The organism is Phenylobacterium sp., assembly GCF_030645195.1.
GTDB lineage: Bacteria > Pseudomonadota > Alphaproteobacteria > Caulobacterales > Caulobacteraceae > Phenylobacterium.
In genome coordinates this window covers 1-16978 of the sequence record NZ_JAUSLW010000193.1, presented here as the reverse complement: position 1 = coordinate 16978, position 16978 = coordinate 1, and the positions used below count along the sequence as shown (strand labels likewise).

At 67.9% G+C, this 16978-nt stretch carries 18 protein-coding genes; 10 read left to right on the top strand and 8 right to left on the bottom strand.

Going from position 1 to position 16978, the window contains the following annotated elements; all coding sequences use genetic code 11:
- The 3 genes from Q7T09_RS16400 to Q7T09_RS16390 are packed head-to-tail and all read right to left on the bottom strand — an operon-like array spanning window position 1 to window position 4156.
- A complete protein-coding gene (locus Q7T09_RS16400; protein ID WP_304701149.1) occupies window positions 1–1194 on the bottom strand; it encodes an MFS transporter in 1194 nt (397 codons plus the stop codon).
- An 11-nt stretch (window positions 1195–1205) separates the two neighbouring features.
- Window positions 1206–1694, bottom strand: a complete 489-nt coding sequence (locus Q7T09_RS16395) for a hypothetical protein (RefSeq protein ID WP_304701147.1) — start codon at window positions 1692–1694, stop codon at window positions 1206–1208.
- Window positions 1695–1720: 26 nt separating this feature from the next.
- Window positions 1721–4156 (bottom strand): TonB-dependent receptor, encoded by a 2436-nt coding sequence (locus Q7T09_RS16390; protein WP_304701145.1) that lies wholly within the window; start codon window positions 4154–4156, stop codon window positions 1721–1723.
- Window positions 4157–4295: 139 nt separating this feature from the next.
- Between Q7T09_RS16390 and Q7T09_RS16385 the strand changes: the two genes are divergently transcribed.
- Window positions 4296–4949: a TetR/AcrR family transcriptional regulator gene (locus Q7T09_RS16385; protein ID WP_304701144.1), complete on the top strand. Its 654-nt coding sequence runs from the start codon at window positions 4296–4298 to the stop codon at window positions 4947–4949.
- Between the two features lie 82 nt (window positions 4950–5031).
- Window positions 5032–5706 carry a DsbA family protein gene (locus Q7T09_RS16380; protein ID WP_304701142.1) on the top strand — a complete coding sequence of 225 codons (675 nt, stop codon included), beginning with the start codon at window positions 5032–5034 and terminating at the stop codon, window positions 5704–5706.
- A 17-nt stretch (window positions 5707–5723) separates the two neighbouring features.
- Here the strand turns inward: Q7T09_RS16380 and vapC are convergent, their stop codons facing one another.
- The 3 genes from vapC to Q7T09_RS16365 all read right to left on the bottom strand — a co-directional run bounded on the left by vapC (window position 5724) and on the right by Q7T09_RS16365 (window position 6804).
- A complete protein-coding gene (gene vapC, locus Q7T09_RS16375; protein WP_304701141.1) occupies window positions 5724–6134 on the bottom strand; it encodes a tRNA(fMet)-specific endonuclease VapC in 411 nt (136 codons plus the stop codon).
- A complete protein-coding gene (gene vapB, locus Q7T09_RS16370) occupies window positions 6134–6355 on the bottom strand; it encodes a type II toxin-antitoxin system VapB family antitoxin (RefSeq protein WP_304701139.1) in 222 nt (73 codons plus the stop codon). The genes vapC and vapB overlap by 1 nt, the downstream gene beginning before the upstream one ends.
- A 98-nt stretch (window positions 6356–6453) precedes the next feature.
- Window positions 6454–6804, bottom strand: a complete 351-nt coding sequence (locus tag Q7T09_RS16365; RefSeq protein ID WP_304701138.1) for a YciI family protein — start codon at window positions 6802–6804, stop codon at window positions 6454–6456.
- Between the two features lie 177 nt (window positions 6805–6981).
- On the opposite strand from Q7T09_RS16365, the gene Q7T09_RS16360 reads away from it, so the two are divergent.
- The 4 genes from Q7T09_RS16360 (at window position 6982) to Q7T09_RS16345 (ending at window position 9268) form a co-directional block, all read left to right on the top strand.
- The gene (locus Q7T09_RS16360) at window positions 6982–7836 is read left to right on the top strand and encodes an FkbM family methyltransferase (RefSeq protein WP_304701137.1); all 855 of its coding nucleotides are present in this window, start codon (window positions 6982–6984) and stop codon (window positions 7834–7836) included.
- 273 nt (window positions 7837–8109) lie between these two features.
- A complete protein-coding gene (locus Q7T09_RS16355; protein ID WP_304701135.1) occupies window positions 8110–8439 on the top strand; it encodes a type II toxin-antitoxin system RelE/ParE family toxin in 330 nt (109 codons plus the stop codon).
- Complete coding sequence (locus Q7T09_RS16350) at window positions 8436–8759, top strand: DNA-binding transcriptional regulator (protein ID WP_304701133.1); 324 nt, start codon at window positions 8436–8438, stop codon at window positions 8757–8759. The genes Q7T09_RS16355 and Q7T09_RS16350 overlap by 4 nt, the downstream gene beginning before the upstream one ends.
- 188 nt (window positions 8760–8947) lie before the next feature.
- Window positions 8948–9268, top strand: a complete 321-nt coding sequence (locus Q7T09_RS16345; RefSeq protein ID WP_304701131.1) for an XRE family transcriptional regulator — start codon at window positions 8948–8950, stop codon at window positions 9266–9268.
- A gap of 218 nt (window positions 9269–9486) precedes the next feature.
- Here Q7T09_RS16345 and Q7T09_RS16340 read toward each other — a convergent pair whose 3' ends face one another.
- Both Q7T09_RS16340 and Q7T09_RS16335 read right to left on the bottom strand, forming a co-directional pair.
- Complete coding sequence (locus Q7T09_RS16340; protein WP_304701129.1) at window positions 9487–10527, bottom strand: LacI family DNA-binding transcriptional regulator; 1041 nt, start codon at window positions 10525–10527, stop codon at window positions 9487–9489.
- A 420-nt stretch (window positions 10528–10947) separates the two neighbouring features.
- Entirely contained in the window at window positions 10948–12276 is a 1329-nt protein-coding gene (locus Q7T09_RS16335) for a polysaccharide lyase family 1 protein (RefSeq protein WP_304701127.1), read from the bottom strand.
- A gap of 141 nt (window positions 12277–12417) precedes the next feature.
- Between Q7T09_RS16335 and Q7T09_RS16330 the strand changes: the two genes are divergently transcribed.
- The 4 genes from Q7T09_RS16330 to Q7T09_RS16315 form a co-directional block, all read left to right on the top strand.
- Window positions 12418–13227, top strand: a complete 810-nt coding sequence (locus Q7T09_RS16330; protein ID WP_304701126.1) for a 2-keto-4-pentenoate hydratase — start codon at window positions 12418–12420, stop codon at window positions 13225–13227.
- Window positions 13228–13306: 79 nt separating this feature from the next.
- Window positions 13307–14593, top strand: coding sequence for an MFS transporter (locus Q7T09_RS16325; RefSeq protein ID WP_304701124.1), 1287 nt, complete (start codon window positions 13307–13309; stop codon window positions 14591–14593).
- Between the two features lie 181 nt (window positions 14594–14774).
- Window positions 14775–16031, top strand: a complete 1257-nt coding sequence (locus tag Q7T09_RS16320; protein ID WP_304701122.1) for a cytochrome P450 — start codon at window positions 14775–14777, stop codon at window positions 16029–16031.
- A 395-nt stretch (window positions 16032–16426) separates the two neighbouring features.
- Window positions 16427–16978, top strand: a 552-nt coding sequence (locus Q7T09_RS16315) for a TonB-dependent receptor plug domain-containing protein (RefSeq protein ID WP_304701120.1), incomplete at its 3' end; no start/stop codon positions are given.

Sequence of the window (16978 nt, the reverse complement as noted above, 5' to 3'; positions counted from 1 at the left end):
TCATTCGAACCGCACCAGCCTCGCCAAAAGCGCCGCCAGCAGCAGCGGCGCGCAGAACATCCCGAACACCGCGACCAGGGGCAGGTGCTGGCTCAGGGCCCAGCCGCCGATCATGGGGCCGGTGAAGGCGCCGATCCGGCCGATGCCGGAGGACCAGCCGATGCCCGTGGCGCGGACCGCGTCGGGATAGATCCGAGCGCCGATCGGATAGAGGGCGTTGACGCCGCCCTGCAGGGTCACGCCGATCACGAAGGCTCCGGCGAGCACGCCGATGAGCGGCAGGGATACGCCGCCGAACACCAGGAAGGCGCCGGCCGCCGCCACCAGCAGGACGCAGGCGAGGGTGCGGATGTCGACCCGCGCGCTCAGCAGGCTCATCCCCACGGTGCCGACGAAGGCGCCGAAGTTGTAGACCGCGCTGGCGAGGATCGCCTGGGTCTCCGGCAGGCCGGCCTCGATCGCCAGCTTGGTGATCCAGCTGGCGATGAAGTAGAGCGCCATGAAGCCGCAGATGGTCGCGCCCCACAGCAGCATCGACGCCGGCAGGCGCGGGCCGGCCACGACCTCGCGCAGGCGGGTGCGGGCCTGACGCTCGACCGTGGAGATTTGCGCGGGAACCAGGGCCAGGACGAGCGGCACGAACAGGGAGGAGACGAGTCCAGTTCCCACCAGCACGTTGCGCCAGCCGTACAGCGGCAGGGCCCAGGCGGTGACGAGGCCGGTGAGCATGGCCCCGAGGGGATAGCCCGCCTGGAGCACGCCGACCGCGAAGCTCCGCTTCTGTTCCGGCGCCGCGCGGGCGGCGAGCGCGGCGATGCTGGCGAGCACCGTGCCGATACCGGTCCCAACGCAGAACCGCAGCAGCACCAGCTGACCGATCGACTGGGCGCGGCTGCTGGCCAGCATGGCCAGGGTCATGATCGACAGGGCGATGAGGATCATACGGCGGCGGCCGAACCGGTCGGCCAGGGGCGCCAGGACCAGCCCTCCCAGCGCCATGCCCGCCAGGCCGATGCTGAAGACGATGGAGAGCTCGGCGGGGCTGACGCCCCACTCCTTCTGCAGGGCCGGGGCGATATAGGACATCACCAGGATGTCCATGCCGTCGACCATGTTCAGCAGGAAGCAGACCAGAATGGTCAGCGCCGCCGCGGAGGAAATGCGCGCCGTCGCCTCGACCGGAACTTCCGTCACCCGAAGTCGCGTCACGCCGCCCCGCTCGCGTCATCGGCCGCCAGGCGCCGCCGGACGATCAGCGCCAGGGGCACGGTGTAGAAGAGGTGGGACACGAACCCGCCGAGGATGACGTTCACGTCGAGATAGTTCGGATGGTCATCGCCCACCACCGCGATCGCCACGTGCATCACGATCCAGATCAGGGCCGCGAAGACCATGGCCAGCAGCGTGGCCTCCCAGCCGCGCCGCCGAAACCCGGGCCAGACCAGGGCGAACGCCATGCCCCAGGCCAGGGCGAAGGTGAAATGGATCCCCGTTCCGACGACATAGGCCAGCGGCCCCAGCGCCTCCTGCACGCCCTTGCCGAACACCAGGCCCGCGCCGTTGCGGGGGATGCCCTGGAGCGGCATCAGGTGCTGGACCCCCACCCAGACGATGGCCTCGTAAATCCAGATCACCACCCCGCCCGCCAGGCCGCCGGTCAGGCCAGCGCGGATCGCGCGCGTTCGCTCGTCCATCGCTGGCCCCCCGCTCCCCGGTCGCGTCAGAACTTCACCAGCACGGTGGCGCCGAAGTAGCGGTCGAAGTCCCGCGGCAGGGTCTGGGCGACCGCGCCGGCGCCGCCCACCGAGCCGGAGATGCGGCGCAGGCCGGCGACATACTGCTCGTCGAACAGGTTCTTCACGTAGAGGCTGATCTTCAGCCGCTCTCCGGGGGGCGTCAGGTTGATCGCCGCGTTGGCGACGCCGAAGGACGGCCGGATCCAGACGGAGTTGGGGTTGTTGGCGTCCGCCAGGTTGGTGAACAGCGTCTTGTCGGTCCAGGTGTAGTTGGCCGAGACGTTGACGCCCCAGTCGCCCACCGCGAAGTCGTAGACCCCGGTGAGCCCATACTTGCTCTCGGGCGCGTTCAGCGGGTCGCCGCCCTTGATGTTGAGGGTCGGGGTCACGAACAGGTCGTCGAACTTGTTGTCGGCGAACAGGAAGTTGCCCGTCAGCCGCAGCCCGGTCATCGGCCGCAGGGTGATCTCACCCTCGATCCCCCTGGTGAAGAGCTTGCCGGCCGACCGCAGCACCGGGGCGCCCGAGCCGTCGGTGCCCGAGGACGAGGTCTGGTAGCCGAAGAAGGTGGTGTCATAGATGGTCAGGTTGGCCGTCAGGCGACGGTCGAACAGCTGCGACTTGACGCCGGCCTCCCAGGACCGGGACGTCTCGGGCCCCACCGGGCTGGCGTCGAAGCCGGCCTGGGTGACGTAGATGTCGGCGTCCACCGCCTGGGCCTTGTAGCCGCGGGCCCAGGAGACATAGGTCATCAGTTCCGGCGAGAACTCGTACTTCGCCGTCACCCGGCCCATGAGCGCGCTGTCGGTGAACTTGCGCTGGGCGTGGAACTGCGGCGTCCCGGCGTTGGCGCCGGGCGCGGCGACCCCGGCCGGGTTCACGTTCGCGGGGCCCCCGATGTGGTCGCCGTTCGGGCCGGTGACCTTGTCGTGATCCCATTCGAGGCGGTCGCGCACGGCGCGCACCCCGCCCGACAGGGTCAGCTTCTCGGTGGGGTGGAAGTTCAGGTTGGCGAAGATCGCCGTATTGATCGTGTGGACCTTGGTGATCAGGTCGGCCAGCACATAGGCCGTGTCGCGATTGACCGTGACGGTGGTGGGCGTGGGGAAGCTGACATTGCCGGCGATGTTGGAGCGCACCCCGGCGATGGTCAGGTCCCGCTCGGTCTTGGCGTCGTAGTAGTAGAGGCTCGCGATGTAGTCGACCGCCCCGCCGACCGGCGAGGCGATGCGCAGTTCCTGGCTGAAGGTGTCGTTCTTCTCCAGGCTGTTGCTCTCGCCGCAGACCCCGTTGCGGCAGGAGAAGCTCAGCGGGTTGAGCAGCAGGGCGTCCATGCGGGTCAGGGCGTCGGCCGCCGAGATCCCCGGCACGGTGGCGTTGAACAGCTGCTGGGGCGTGACGCCGGTGAACGGCGCGTTGGTGCCGTCGCGGTCGCGGATCGCGAAGTCCTTGTACTCGCGATAGGCGGTGATGCTCGTCAGGGTGTGGCTGCCGATCTCGATATCCCCGGTCAGGGAGACCCCGGCGTTCTTCTGGTAGCCCTCCTGCAGGGTGTTGAAATTGACCAAGCGGTTGTCGGGGCCCACCGGCGTGCCGGTGAAGGCGGCGGTCACATTGCCCGAGGCGGCGGGGAGCCGGATCGGCTCGCCGCAGCAGTCGGCCTCCCGGTCGCTCCAGTCCCCGGCCAGGGTGAAGCTGATCCCCTCCACCGGCTCGTACAGCAGCTTGCCGCGGAAGCCGTAGGACTCCACATTGTTCACGGACTGGCCCGTGGCGATGTTCTTCACCAGCCCCTCTTCCTTGAGATAGTAGCCGAACAGCCGGAAGGCGAGCTGGTCGTTGATCGGGCCGGTGAGGGTCAGCTTGGCGGTGCGCTCGCCGTGCTCGGCGACGCCCACCTCCGCGCTGCCTTCGAAGGCCTCGCGGTTGGGCGCCTTGGTGACGATGACCACGGCGCCGGCCGAGGCGTTCTTGCCCTGCAGTGTCCCCTGCGGGCCGTTGAGCACCTCGACGCGCTCCAGGTCGCCGATCCCGTCGAAGACCGAGCCCACGCGGGTGTAGACCACCCCGTCGACGATGGTGGAGACCGAGGGCTCGACCCCCACCGAGAAGCTCTCGGTGCCGATGCCGCGGATGGAGAAGTTGAACAGGCGCGCCTCATCGGCGGCCTGGAAGTTCAGCGAGGGCGCGAACTGGACGAAGTCCCGCGCATTGTCGATCGCCAGGTCGTCCAGGGTCTTGGCCTCGATGGCCGTGATCGAGACCGGCACCGACTGCAGCCGCTCGGAGCGCTTCTGCGCGGTGACGATCACTTCCTCCACGACCGGGCCGGTCGTCGAGGTCTGCGCGAAGGCGGAGCCTGAGGCCCCGGCGAGCGCCATGGTCAAAGCAAGCACAGACACGCTGGAACGATGCGTCATAACCGTTTCCTCCCCCGAGATGACGACGTTATGCCGCCTTGTTGCGACTCCGATTAAACTGACCAGTTAGTCAAATCAACTGCCAACTGACCGGTTGGTACATTGTGCGGCGCACAGCGGACGCGCTACGATCACGGTCATGGAACATCGACTGAAGAGCGCGCCGGCCCCGAGGCGCAAGCTGCGCGACGCCGACGCCACGCGCGATGCGATCCTGCGGGTGGCGACCGAGGAGGTGGCGGCCAAGGGCCTGCACGGCTCGCGGGTGGAGGAGATCGCCGCGCGCACCGCCACCAGCAAGAACATGATCTACTACTATTTCGGCAGCAAGGAGGGCCTCTACGCCGCCGTCCTGGAGCGCGCCTATGCCGACTTCCGCTCCGCCGAGGGCGGGTTCGACTACGACCCACTCGAACCGCTCGAGGCGATCGCCGCCCTGGCCGGAAACACCTTCGACGCCCACGTCCGCAACCCCCAGGTCGTGCGGATCCTGATGACCGAGAACCTCGACCTCGGTCGCCACGGCGACCGCATCGACCATTCGGCCCAGCGGCGCCTGGTCCTCGACACCACCGGCAGGATCCTGGAACGCGGGGTGGCCGCCGGCGTGGTCCGGGCAGACGCCGCCGACCCGCTGCAGTTCCACCTGACGATCAGCTCGTTGAGCTTCTTCTTCGTCGGCAACCGGCACACCTTCGGCCGGCTGTTCGACTACGACATGGCCGCGCCCGCCAACATCGCCGCCCGGCGCGCCGAAGTCATCGAGATCATGCTGTCGCGCTGCCGGGCCTGAAGCGAGACGCGCGCGTCCGCCCCCTGCCCCGCCGCGCGCGGTGGGCTATACCGGGGCGGTCAGAGCCGCGAGGAAGATCCCAGTGACCCCCGTCCCCATCGTCTGTTTCTCCGACGTCCTGTGCGTCTGGGCCTACATCGCCGAGCTGCGGCTCGACGCGCTGCGGCGGGCCTTCGGCGACCGGGTGCGGATCGAGTACCGCTTCTGCCCGGTGTTCGGCGACACCGCCCGCAAGATCCCCGCCGCCTGGGGCGACAAGGGCGGCTATGAGGGCTTCAACGCCCACCTGCGCCAATCGGCCGCCGCCTTCCCCGAGGTCGAGCTGAACCCGGCCGTCTGGCTGACCGTGCGGCCGGCCTCCTCCTGGGGCGCCCACCTGTTCCTCAAGGCCGTGCAGCTGGACGAGGCGGCCGGCGGCGGCCCGCCGGGCGCCGCCGAGACCGCGGTGCGCGCCCTGCGCCACGCCTTCTTCGCCGAGGCCCGCGACATCGCCGCCTGGGAGGTCCAGCGCGAGGTCGGCGCCCGGGCCGGGGCCGACATCGCCCGCGTCGAGGCCCTGATCGCCGACGGCCGGGCCTTCGCCGCCCTGGCCTCGGATCACCAGGACGCCGAGGCCCTGCGCCTCCAGGGCAGCCCCAGCTTCGTGCTCAACGAGGGCCGCCAGAAGCTCTACGGCAATGTCGGTTTCCGCATCCTGGAGGCCAACATCCAGGAGCTGCTGCGCGAGCCCCAGGCCGACCAGGCCAGCTGGTGCTAGCCGATAGGCCGCCGGCCTCACGCGGCTCCGGATAACCAGTCTTCGCAGCGAAGACCCTCGACACGCCCGAACTCCCGCAGGTTCCCCGTCACCACCACAAGGCCCCGGCTGCGCGCGTGGCCGGCGATCATCAGGTCGTAGCCGCCGATCGGCAGCCCCCGTCGTTCCAGGGCCGCGCGGATGTCGGCGGAGTGGTCGGCCGCGGCGCTGTCATAGGCCAGGACCTCCAGACGCGCGGCGAACGCCTTCACGCCCTGGCGATTGTGCGCCGGCCTGGCCGACTTCGCCGCCCCATGCAGGAGTTCCATGAGCACGACCGTCGAGATGCAGAGGCCGTCGGCCTCGAGGTTGAAGCGTTCGCGCACCGATTGCGGCCGATCCCTGAGCACGCGGATGCACAGGTTGGTGTCGAGCATGTAGCGGAGCATCAGAGCGCGTCGCGCACCTGGGCGGCCGGCTGATCGCGCGCGCCCAGATCGATCCCGGCCGCGTCGAAGAAGTCGTCCCACAGGGCGTCGGCCGGCACGATCACCCGTCGGTTTCCGTCACGCAGAACCACGACGGCGCGCACGTCCTCCGGAAAGGCGACGTCCTTCGACAGGCGCACGGCCTGGGAGCGGTTGGACAGAAACAGCGTCGTGCGCGCCATGCGAACCTCCAGGGATATGCCACATGTATATCCAACTCAGGCGAGAGGCAATATCGGCCAGGCCATCGCCCCGCCGGAGCCTCATCCCGGATCGGCCCTCAGTTCAGCGGCCGGATCTCGATCTCGCTCGGCCCCGGCATGGGATTGGGGCAGCGCTTCACCCAGGCCACCGCCTCCTCCATGTCCGCGACCTCCCAGAGCCAGAAGCCGGCCACCACCTCCTTGGTCTCGGCGAAGGGCCCGTCCATCACCGTGCGGCGCGGCCCCTCGAAGGCGACCCGCTTGCCCTGCGACGAGGGCGTCAGCCCGTCGACGGCGAGCAGCAGGCCGGCCTCGCGCAGCTCATCATTGAACCGGCCCATCGCCGCCATCATCTGCGCGGTCCAGGCCGGGTCGAATAGGCCCTTCTCGCTCGCCTCGGTCGCCTTCACCAACACCATCACCCGCATCGTCTGCCTCCTGCCTGAGCGGCCCTGATCAGCCTGCCATCGGAACGACGAACCGGGCTTTCGCAAATCGACTTCAGCCGGCGAATTTTTCGACGGTCGCGGCGTGGGGCGGCAGGCGGATGGGGTGGCGCCGCGAAGGCGCCGCCCGGCGGGCGAGAATCAGCTTCAATCTGGCCCATGGCGACCCGCGACCTCTTCGATCTCCTGGCCCTCGAGCGGCCGCTGCAGGTGGCCGACATCGGCGCGGCCGACCTTGGCGAGACGCCCGTCTACAGGGAGATGGTGGAGGCGGGCCTCGCGCAGCTGAACGCCTTCGACGCCGATCCGCGCCAGCACGACGCCCTGCGCCAGCTCTACGGCGAGCGCGTGCGGATCTTTCCCCAGGTGGTGGGCGACGGCGGCCCCGCCACCCTCTACCTGGCCGCCCCGCAGTCGGGGATGACCTCGCTGTTCCGGCCCAGCGCCGATCACCTGGCCTTCTTCAACGGCTTCGAGCGCCTGGGCCAGGTCGAGCGCGAACTGGCCGTCACCACCACGCGGCTCGACGACATCGCCGACCTCCCCGACCTCGACTTCCTGAAGATGGACATCCAGGGCGGCGAACTGGCCGCCCTGCGCCACGGGACCGCCAAGCTGGCCCGCTGCGCCATGGTCCAGCTCGAGGTCTCCTTCGTGCCGCTCTACGAGGGCCAGCCGAGTTTCGGCGACATCGACGTCTGGATGCGCGGCCAGGGCTTCATGCCCCACTGCTTCACCGCCCTGAAGAAGTGGTCGATCGCCCCGGTGCTGCGCGACGGCGACTTCCGCAGCCCCTTCAACCAGCTGCTGGAGGCCGACATCGTCTATGTGCGCGACCCCGTGACGCCCGGCGGCCTGGATCCGGAGCTGATGAAGACCGTGGCCCTGCTGGCCCATCACGGCTTCTACAGCATCGACCTCGCCGGCCGCATGATCGCCCTGCTCGCCGCCCGCGGCGTGCTCCCGGAAGACGCCTTCGAGCGCTACCTCGACCTGGTGAACGCCGGGGCGTGAGGGGGCGAACCGGAAGGATTCCACTCCCCCGCCCCCCACGCCCGTCATCCTAGGCCTTGTGCCTAGGACCCCTCTGTCGGCCGCCCCTGAGACGCAGGACAAAGCGCCGACCGCCACGCCTCACCCGACGACGAAGTCGTCTATCTGATCCCGCCGAGGTCAGCCCCAGGACGGTTTGGTGCAGCTGCGGCCGCATTCCGAGCCGCCAGAAGATACGCGATCTGCGTATTTTTGTTTTGACGAAGACTACGCAGATAGCGTAACCTCAATGCCATGGAGATCGTCCGAACGGCGACCTATGCCCGCAACCTCAAGCGCCTCGGGAAGCTGGGCGCCACGGACGCGGACGTCATCGCCATGGAGAACGCGATCGCCGCCAACCCCGAGGCCGGCGCGGTCATCAAGGGCTCGGGCGGAATGCGCAAGATCCGGTTCGGCTTCGGCGGATCGGGCAAGAGCGGCGGCGGCCGGACGATCTACTACGCCATCACTGACGACGACGTCGTCTACCTGATCACCGCCTACGCCAAGGTGGACAAGGCCGACCTCACCGCCGACGAACTCAAGCTGTTCAAGACCCTGATCGAGGACCTGACCCGATGACCAAGGACCGCACCGAACTAGGCCTCGATATCGAGGCCGGCCTGCGCGAAGCCATCGCCCACCGCCGCGGCGACCTGGCCCTGGAGTCCCGCCACGTCGAGGTCATGCCCGCCGCCCGCGTCAAGGAAATCCGCAAGTCTGTCGCCAAATCCACCAAGGAATTTGAACGCCGCTTCCACATCCCGGCCCGCACCGTCGAAGGCTGGGAACAGGGGCGGAAGCTCGGCGCCTCAGACCGGGTGCTGCTGACGGTCATCGCGGCCGACCCGGAGGCGGTGGAGCGGGCGTTGGCGGAGGAAGCGGCGGGCGCGGAAGGGTGAGGCGAATTGCCGAAGCGATCATTGAAATTCAGAGGAATTTCCTACAGCGTCACCGCAGTTCCGAATTTTATGCACTGTCACCGTGATTTGAGGCTCCGGAACAGCGCGTGGCAGGTGCAGCTAGGTGGGGTCTAGAATCTCATGGATGCGGTTCACCGAGCACTTGCAGGCCCTGAAGGAGCCTTAGGATGGGACGCACCCGCGAAGAGATCCTGTCGGGCCTGCCCAAGGCTCGCCGAGCGCGCATCGAGGCCCGCGCCGTCGCCCTGACCGGCGAGGTGGAGGGCCTGAAGGCCCTGCGCGAACTGGCGCAACGCAGCCAGGCGCAGATCGCCCAGGCGCTCGGCGTCAAGCAGCCCTCCGTGCTGAAGATCGAGCGCCAGACCGACCTTTATCTGTCCACCCTGCGCCGCTTCGTCGAGGCCGCCGGCGGAACCCTGGAACTGCGCGTCGAACTCCCCGGCAAGGGCGTCCTGCACCTCACCGGCATGGGCGATCTCAAGCCCTGAGGTCGGCGTGTGAGGTTCCCAGCTCCCACCGTCATCCTAGGCCTTGTGCCTAGGACCCCTCTGTCAGCGGGCGCTGAGAGGCCGATCCCAGCGTCAGCCGCGCCGCTCCGCCCGGCGTCTCTCCAGGATCGGAAACAGGGGTCCTAGGCACAAGGCCTAGGATGACGGGCGTGGGATGACGGGCGTGGGAGGTTCGGCGCCGCAACGCCCCCGCCCCCTTACCCCACCTTCCCCGTCGACCCCCGCACCACCAACTGCGGCTGCACCTCGTGCGCATCCGCCCGCTTCTCCCGCAGCGCATTGGGCACCAGCATTTCCCCCGCCATCCGCCCCATGTCCCGCAACGGCAGCCGCACCGAGGTCATGGGCGGCCACAGGCGCACGGCGATGGGGGCGTCGTCATAGCCCACCACCGAGACGTCCTCGGGAATGCGCAGCCCGGCCTCGCGGGCGGCGGTGTAGACGCCGGTGGCCATCTCGTCATTGAGGCAGAAGACCGCCGTGGGGCGGGCCTCCAGGGCGAAGAGTTCGTGGGCGGCGTTGACGCCGGACTCATAGGTGTAGGCGCCGATCTTGGCGTATTCCGGCGCCAGGCGCAGGCCGCGCTCGGCCAGGCCTTCCTCGAACCCCTTCTTCCGCTCGATCGACGAGCGGAAGGTGGGGGGCCCGGAGATGAGCGCGATGCGGGTGTGGCCGAGGTCGGCCAGGTGGCGGGCGGCCTGGGCCGCGCCCCGGCCGTCGTGGCTCACCAGCATGCGGTCGGGTTCGTCCAGGGCCACCGAGCCGATCCGCACATAGGGGACGTCCAGCTCGCGCAGCAGGGCGGCCAGCTTCTCGTCCTCCGAGACCGGCGAGGGCAGGACGACCGCAAAGAGTTTCTGGCGCTCCACGAAGTCGCGCATGTCGGCCAGCAGGCGGGGCGAGTGGCGGTCCACCGGGCGGACCACCAGCTCGAAGCCGGAGCCGGCCATGGCGTCCAGCAGGCCCTGCTGGTGGCTGATGGTGTGCTGGGGGTTGGGGTTGTCGTAGATCAGCCCCACCAGGAAGGAGCGGCGGAAGGCCAGGCCGCGGGCCTGGGGGTCGGGGACGTAGCCGGTCTCGCGCATGATGGCGAGCACCGTCTTGCGGGTCTCCTCCTTGACGAAGGGGCTCTCGTTGATGACCCGGCTGACGGTCTTCTTCGACACCCCCGCCAGGCGGGCGACGTCGTTGATGGTGTGCCGCTTGATCTTGTCCGAGCCTGGATCGCGTGCCGCCACGGGGGTGGTTTCCTCTGTCTTGTCCCGGTGTCATAGCCTGCGGCCCGGAGTGCGCCAAGCGGACCTGTCGCGGGGACGGTGACACCGGTATCATACGGGGCGTGAGCGGCCTGTCGCGCATCGATCCGCGGGACCACGTGGCCACCGCACCTGTCGGCCTTGGTGGGCCGGATGATGTCGATGGTTGGCCGGTGAGCGCCGACATCCCCGCGGGCCACAAACTGGCTCTGCGCAAGGTGTTGGCGGGCGATCGCGTGCGCAAGCACGGCTGGCCGGTCGGCCACGCGTTGGCGGGCATCGCGGCCGGCGACCACATGCGCAGCCACAACCTGGCGACCAAGCTCGCAGGTCTCAAGGCGCACCGTTATCTTCCCTCCGCGGCGGCCGACATGTGGGCGCCGTCGAGGCCGATGCGGCCCCCTAGGTCCCCTTGGCCTTGGCGCTGGAGTCCAGCACCTCGGGCCGCTTGGGGGTCATGTCATGGAGGTTCCAGTCCGCCGCGTTGAACGGCTTGGCCGTGGGCTTCGGGTTCGGATAGCCGTGCAGGGCCTGCTCGGAATCGATGATCGTCCCGCGCCCCTCGGCCACGTCGGCCAGCAGCCGGACGTCGTCATAGTCCCGGTCCCAGGGCCGGGCGCCGGCGTTCATCAGCACCGACTTCTGCACGTCCACGGCCGCCATCGGCTTGAAGCCTTCCGGCCAGGTCGGCGGCGCATCGGTCTCGATGATCCTCGCTGGGCCGGTGGTGTAGCGGCCCAGCATCGGCAGCGGCCGGCCGATCCGGTCCACGGCGATGTTGTCGCGGGCGTAGTACTCCACGTCCCCATCGCCCCCGAGTTCGAAGAACGCCACCTGATCCGGCGTCGAGATCCCCGCCCGCATGGCGTTGCCCACCGCAGCGATCTGGCCGGTCTGGTAGGGGTGGTCGCCCCACTCATTGGCCTGCAGATTGTAGTGCAGCACCCGCTGGCCCGGATCGAAGATCAGGTTGTTGGCCATCACCGCCCGCACCCCGCCCTTGAACAGGGCGTTGCGCTCATAGTTGTGGGCGTAGAGGTTGCCGACGATCAGCAGGTCCGAGGCGTTGTCGTGGATCAGGCTGCCCTTGGAGTGTTCGATCTTGCCGTGGGTCGAATAGGCCAGGCTCTCGGCGATGATGTTGTTGGAAAAGGTGATGCGGTGCGAGGTCGCCGCCCGCCAGTCGTCCGGCGTCTTGCCCACGAACCTCAGGCCCGAGACCGACAGGTTCTCGTCCGTGGCCCAGGTGAAGGTGCAGTGGTCGACGATGATGTTGTAGGCCCCGCTGACCGTGGAGAAGGCGTCCTCCTCCCAGCCGCTCTTCTTGGGCTGACCGGCCTCGCCTGGCCGCACGCGGATGTGCTGCAGGATCACGTCATGGGCCGAGACGTCCATGCCGCCGCGGATCAGGGTGATTCCCGGGGACGGCGCGGTCTGGCCGGCGATGGTCAGGAAGGGCTCGGTGATCTTGAGGGTCTTGCGGTCGAGATCGATGACCCCGCCCACCTCGAACACCACGATGCGCGGTCCCTTGGCCTCCACCGCCTCGCGGAAGGAGCCGGGGCCGTCCGCAGCCAGGGTGGTGACCTTGATGATCCGCCCGCCGCGCCCGCCCGGCGTGGTCGCCGCCCAGCCCTGGGCGCCCGGGAAGGCCAGCGGCTCGGCGGCCTGCGCCGCGCCGGCAGCCAGCAGGATCGAAAACGCCGCGGCCGCGGCCAGACGGATGCCCATGGAAGCTCTCCCTGACGTCCCTGGAAATTGCACATTTGGGACTTGATTTGAAAATGACACCGGTTTCCTCTAGAGACAACAGCGCCTTTTGAGGGCGAGTGGGGTGGGAGGCGATTTCGCGTGAGCGTTCCGGCGGCAAGCATGGCCGAAGGCTTCCCCACGGACGACGTGGCGGCGCGGTTCGTCCGCGCGCGGCGCTCGGCCAACGCCCTTCCCGAATTCCCCGGCCCCCTGCCGAGCGACCTGGCCACCAGCTATCGGGTGCAGGACGCGGCCATCGGACTGTGGCACGACGAGGTCGTGGGCTGGAAGGTTGGGCGGGTGCCGCCCGAGCATGAGGAACGCCTGCAAAGCAACCGCATCTGCGGCCCGGTCTTCGGTCGCGCGATCTGGCATGTGAAGCCCGGCGACGTGACGCCCTTCCCGGTGTTCGTGGGCGGGTTCGCCGCCGTGGAGGCCGAATATGTGGCCCGCATCGCCCGCGACGCCCCGGCCGACAAGCTGACCTGGACGGCCGAGGAGGCCGCCGAACTGATCGGCGCCATGCACATCGGCATGGAGCCGGCGGGCAGCCCCCTGGCCAGCATCAACATCCTGGGCCCCACCGCCGTGGTCGCCGACTTCGGCAACAACGCCGGCCTGATGATCGGCGCGGAGATCGCCGACTGGAAGGGCCGGCGGATCGAGGACCTGCGCTGCGAGACCCTGATCGAGGACCAGGTGATGGGTCAGGGCGGCGCCTTCGTCCTGCCAGGGGGTCCGATCGAGTCGATCCGCTTCCTGGCCGAGAACACCGCGCGCCGGGGCCGGCCGCTGAAGGCGGGCATGTACGTCTGCACGGGCGCCGCCGCCGGCATCCATGACATCGTGGCCGGCCAGACCGGCGCGGTGCGGTTCGACGGCTTTGGCGAGATCGCCTGCTCGGCCTATCCGGCCAAGCCCGCGACCTGAACGATCAAGCTCCCGCGCTCGGCGACGGCGCGGGGGATCAAAGATGTCGCCGAGGCGAAGAAACCAGAGGGCGCTTGGCATGACGACCACCACCGAGTCCGGGACCGCCCCGGCGGCCGGCAGGATGACCCGCCGCCGCTGGGTGATCTGCGCCCTGCTCTTTACCGCCGTGGTGATCAATTATGTCGACCGCCAGATGCTGGGGGTGCTCAAGCCCTTCATGTCCAAGGAGATGGGCTGGAGCGAGACCGACTACGCCGACATCGTCTTCTATTTCCAGGCGGCCTATGCGGCCTCCTACCTGGTGTTCGGGGCCTTCGTGGACCGGGTGGGCGCCAAGATCGGCTACGCCACGGCCTTCATCATCTGGCAGATCGCCCACATCGCCCATGCCGGCGCCACCAGCCTGCAGCAGTTCTTCCTGGTGCGGATGCTGCTGGGGATCGGCGAGGGGGGCAACTTCCCCGGCGGGGTGAAGGCGGTCACCGAGTGGTTCCCCAAGAAGGAGCGCGCCTTCGCCACCGGCATCTTCAACGCCGGCGCCAATATCGGGGCGGTGATCACCCCCCTGCTCGCCCCCATGATCATGCTGGCCTATGGCTGGCGCGCGGCCTTCGTCATCACCGGGGTCATCGGCCTGCTGTGGATCGTCGCCTGGGTGATCATGTACCGGGCGCCGGAGAAGGAGCCCAAGGTCAACGCCGCGGAGCTCGCCCACATCCACTCCGACCCCGAGGATTCCGATCAGAAGGTCAGCTGGCTGAAGGTCGCGGGCAAGCGCGAGACCTGGGCCTACGCACTAGGTAAGTTCCTGATCGACCCAGTCTGGTGGATGCTGCTGTTCTGGCTGCCGGACTATTTCAAGAAGACCTTCGAGCTGGACGTCACCACCTTCGGCCTGGTGCTGGCGGCGGTCTATCTGATCTCCGACGTCGGCAGCGTCGGCGGCGGCTGGATGTCCTCGCGGCTGATGAAGGCCGGGCGCAGCCTGAACTTCTCGCGCAAGATGACCATGCTGCTCTGCGCCTTCGCCACCCTTCCCTACTTCTTCATCAACCAGATTCACGACCTGTGGACCGCCACCGCGGTGGTGGGCCTCGTGGCCGCCGCCCACCAGGCCTTCTCGGCCAACCTCTACACCCTGCCCGGCGACGTCTTCCCCAGGAGCGCGGTGGGCTCGGTCATCGGCATCGGCGGGATGCTGGGCGGGATCGGCGGCATGGTGATGGCCAAGTCGGTGGGCCAGGTGCTGGAGCAGGCCGGGGGCTATGGCCCGATCTTCGCGGTCTGCGGCTGCATCTACCTGCTGGCCCTGCTGGTGGTGCATCTGCTTTCGCCCCGAATGGCGCCCGCCAGGCTCGACTAGGCCGACGCCCTACCGAAATCCCGACATCAGCGGGCGTGTGGCGACCAGTCGGTCGCCCACGCCTTCGTCCTGAGCGCGCAGCGCGCGGGCAGAAGCGCGCAGGCATGACGCGGCGGCGCCTTGTTAAGTTGACGCACGAGTCATTTTCGGCCAAAGCCTCGCCAAAGACCGGAGGAACGACATGAGCGACGGATCGATCGATCTCAACAGCGATGCGCGGGCGAAGGCCTACGCCACCCCGCTTGAGCTGCTGGACCCGGCGCAGCCGGAACTGTTCCGCAACGACGCCCACTGGCCGGTCTTCGAGCGCCTGCGCAAGGAAGACCCCGTCCACTACACCGCCGAGCACGAGTTCGGCCCGTACTGGTCGGTGACCAAGTACAACGACATCATGGCCGTGGACACGAACCACGAGGTCTTCTCGTCCGAGGGCGGGATCACCATCGCCAACCAGACGGCCGGCGAAGGCCCCCTGCCGATGTTCATCGCCATGGACCCGCCCAAGCACGACGTGCAGCGCAAGACGGTCAGCCCGGTGGTGTCGCCGATGAACCTGGCGATCCTGGAGCCGCTGATCCGCGAGCGGGCCGCCAAGATCCTCGACTCGTTGCCGATCGGCGAGGAGTTCGACTGGGTCGACAAGGTGTCGATGGAACTGACCGCCATGACCCTGGCGACCCTGTTCGACATGCCCCAGGAAGACCGCCGCAAGCTGACCTACTGGTCCGACGTGGTCACCGCGGCGCCGGGCCAGGGCCTGATCGACACCATCGAGCAGAAGATGGAGATCTTCGTCGAGTACCACGCCTATTTCACCAAGCTGTGGAACGAGCGGGTCAACGCGCCGCCGAAGGGCGACCTGATCTCCATGCTGGCCCATGGCGAGGCCACCCGGAACATGGAGCCCCGCGAATACTTCGGGAACATCGTGCTGCTGACCGTCGGCGGCAACGACACCACCCGCAACACCATCAGCGGCTCGGTCCTGGCGCTGAACCAGAACCCCGACCAGTACAAGAAGCTGCGGGAGAACCCCAGCCTGATCCCGTCGATGGTCTCGGAAACGATTCGCTGGCAGACGCCCTTGGCCCATATGCGCCGCATCGCCACCCGCGACTTCGAACTGGGCGGCAAGACCATCAAGGCCGGCGACAAGGTGGTCATGTGGTACGTCTCGGGCAATCGCGACGACGAGGTGATCGCCAACCCGAACGCCTACATCATCGACCGCGAGCGGCCCCGCCAGCACCTGTCCTTCGGCTTCGGCATCCACCGCTGCGTGGGCAACCGCCTCGCCGAGCTGCAGCTGAAGATCATCTGGGAAGAGATCCTGGCCCGCTTCCCCGACATCCAGGTCGTGGGCGAACCGAAGCGAAGCTATTCGAGCTTCGTGAAGGGCTATGAGAGCATGAAGGTGGTCATCCCCACCCGTTACTGAAGACCCATTTTTTACTTATAGGTATGTACAATATTAGCGCCGCCCTCCCCTTCGGAGGGCGGCGCTTTCATTTCAAGGACATCGTTTCCCCGAAGGCATATAAGCATATCGATCCGCGGAAAACGTCGTTCGAATAACTATGTTCTGCATACCGTAATTAACTTTCTTGTACGTCGCGCATAACGCCCGCGCATAACATCGTTTTATTGACGCGCATGCGCAATAATATGATGAGTTTTCTCCTGGTAGGCGTCTTCTTCATTCCGTTGCGTCAACGTCGTTGTTGTTTTTAAATGGAAAATGACCCCTATCCGAACGTCGTTCGACTCTTCAGTTTCACCCGCGTTGCAGCCGAGAGCCGTACAAGAGCTCCGGGGGCGTTGGGAGGTACTAGGATGAGGAATTCTCTGCTTATTCGGAGCGCGCTGGTCGCTGGCGTCTCCGCCGTCGCACTGGCGTCCGCCGGTTCGGCCATGGCGCAAGCCGGCGCCCCCCCGATCATGATCGAGGAACTGGTGGTCACCGCTGAAAAGCGCGAAGCCAGCCTGCAGGATGTGCCGGTGGCCATGACGGCCTACACCAGTGAAAAGCGCGACCTGCTTGGCGTCGCCACCGTCGAGGATCTGGCGCGGATGACGCCCAGCCTCAGCTACACCAACAATGACCGTCTCGCGATCCGCGGCTTCGGCCGCCTGACCAACGCCATCGGCACCGACCCCAGCGTCGCGCTCTATTCCGATGGCATCTTCTCCAACTCGATGGCCGACTCCTCGACCCCGTCGCTGTTCATCGAGCGGACGGAAATTCTGCGCGGGCCCCAGGGCACCCTGTACGGCCGCAACTCCATCGGCGGCGCGCTGAACATCATCTCCAAGCGCCCGACAGAGGATTTCAACGCCGAAGTCCGCGCGACCCTCGGCAATTATGGCGTCTGGCGGACCGACGCC

Bases quoted from the DNA above. Each gene is read 5' to 3' on its own strand.
- Q7T09_RS16395 (WP_304701147.1), bottom strand. From the start codon at position 1,694: ATGGACGAGCGAACGCGCGCGATCCGCGCTGGCCTGACCGGCGGCCTG.
- Q7T09_RS16390 (WP_304701145.1), bottom strand. From the start codon at position 4,156: ATGACGCATCGTTCCAGCGTGTCTGTGCTTGCTTTGACCATGGCGCTC.
- Q7T09_RS16385 (WP_304701144.1), top strand. From the start codon at position 4,296: ATGGAACATCGACTGAAGAGCGCGCCGGCCCCGAGGCGCAAGCTGCGC.
- vapC (WP_304701141.1), bottom strand. From the start codon at position 6,134: ATGCTCCGCTACATGCTCGACACCAACCTGTGCATCCGCGTGCTCAGG.
- vapB (WP_304701139.1), bottom strand. From the start codon at position 6,355: ATGGCGCGCACGACGCTGTTTCTGTCCAACCGCTCCCAGGCCGTGCGC.
- Q7T09_RS16365 (WP_304701138.1), bottom strand. From the start codon at position 6,804: ATGCGGGTGATGGTGTTGGTGAAGGCGACCGAGGCGAGCGAGAAGGGC.
- Q7T09_RS16360 (WP_304701137.1), top strand. From the start codon at position 6,982: ATGGCGACCCGCGACCTCTTCGATCTCCTGGCCCTCGAGCGGCCGCTG.
- Q7T09_RS16355 (WP_304701135.1), top strand. From the start codon at position 8,110: ATGGAGATCGTCCGAACGGCGACCTATGCCCGCAACCTCAAGCGCCTC.
- Q7T09_RS16350 (WP_304701133.1), top strand. From the start codon at position 8,436: ATGACCAAGGACCGCACCGAACTAGGCCTCGATATCGAGGCCGGCCTG.
- Q7T09_RS16345 (WP_304701131.1), top strand. From the start codon at position 8,948: ATGGGACGCACCCGCGAAGAGATCCTGTCGGGCCTGCCCAAGGCTCGC.
- Q7T09_RS16335 (WP_304701127.1), bottom strand. From the start codon at position 12,276: ATGGGCATCCGTCTGGCCGCGGCCGCGGCGTTTTCGATCCTGCTGGCT.
- Q7T09_RS16330 (WP_304701126.1), top strand. From the start codon at position 12,418: ATGGCCGAAGGCTTCCCCACGGACGACGTGGCGGCGCGGTTCGTCCGC.
- Q7T09_RS16325 (WP_304701124.1), top strand. From the start codon at position 13,307: ATGACGACCACCACCGAGTCCGGGACCGCCCCGGCGGCCGGCAGGATG.
- Q7T09_RS16320 (WP_304701122.1), top strand. From the start codon at position 14,775: ATGAGCGACGGATCGATCGATCTCAACAGCGATGCGCGGGCGAAGGCC.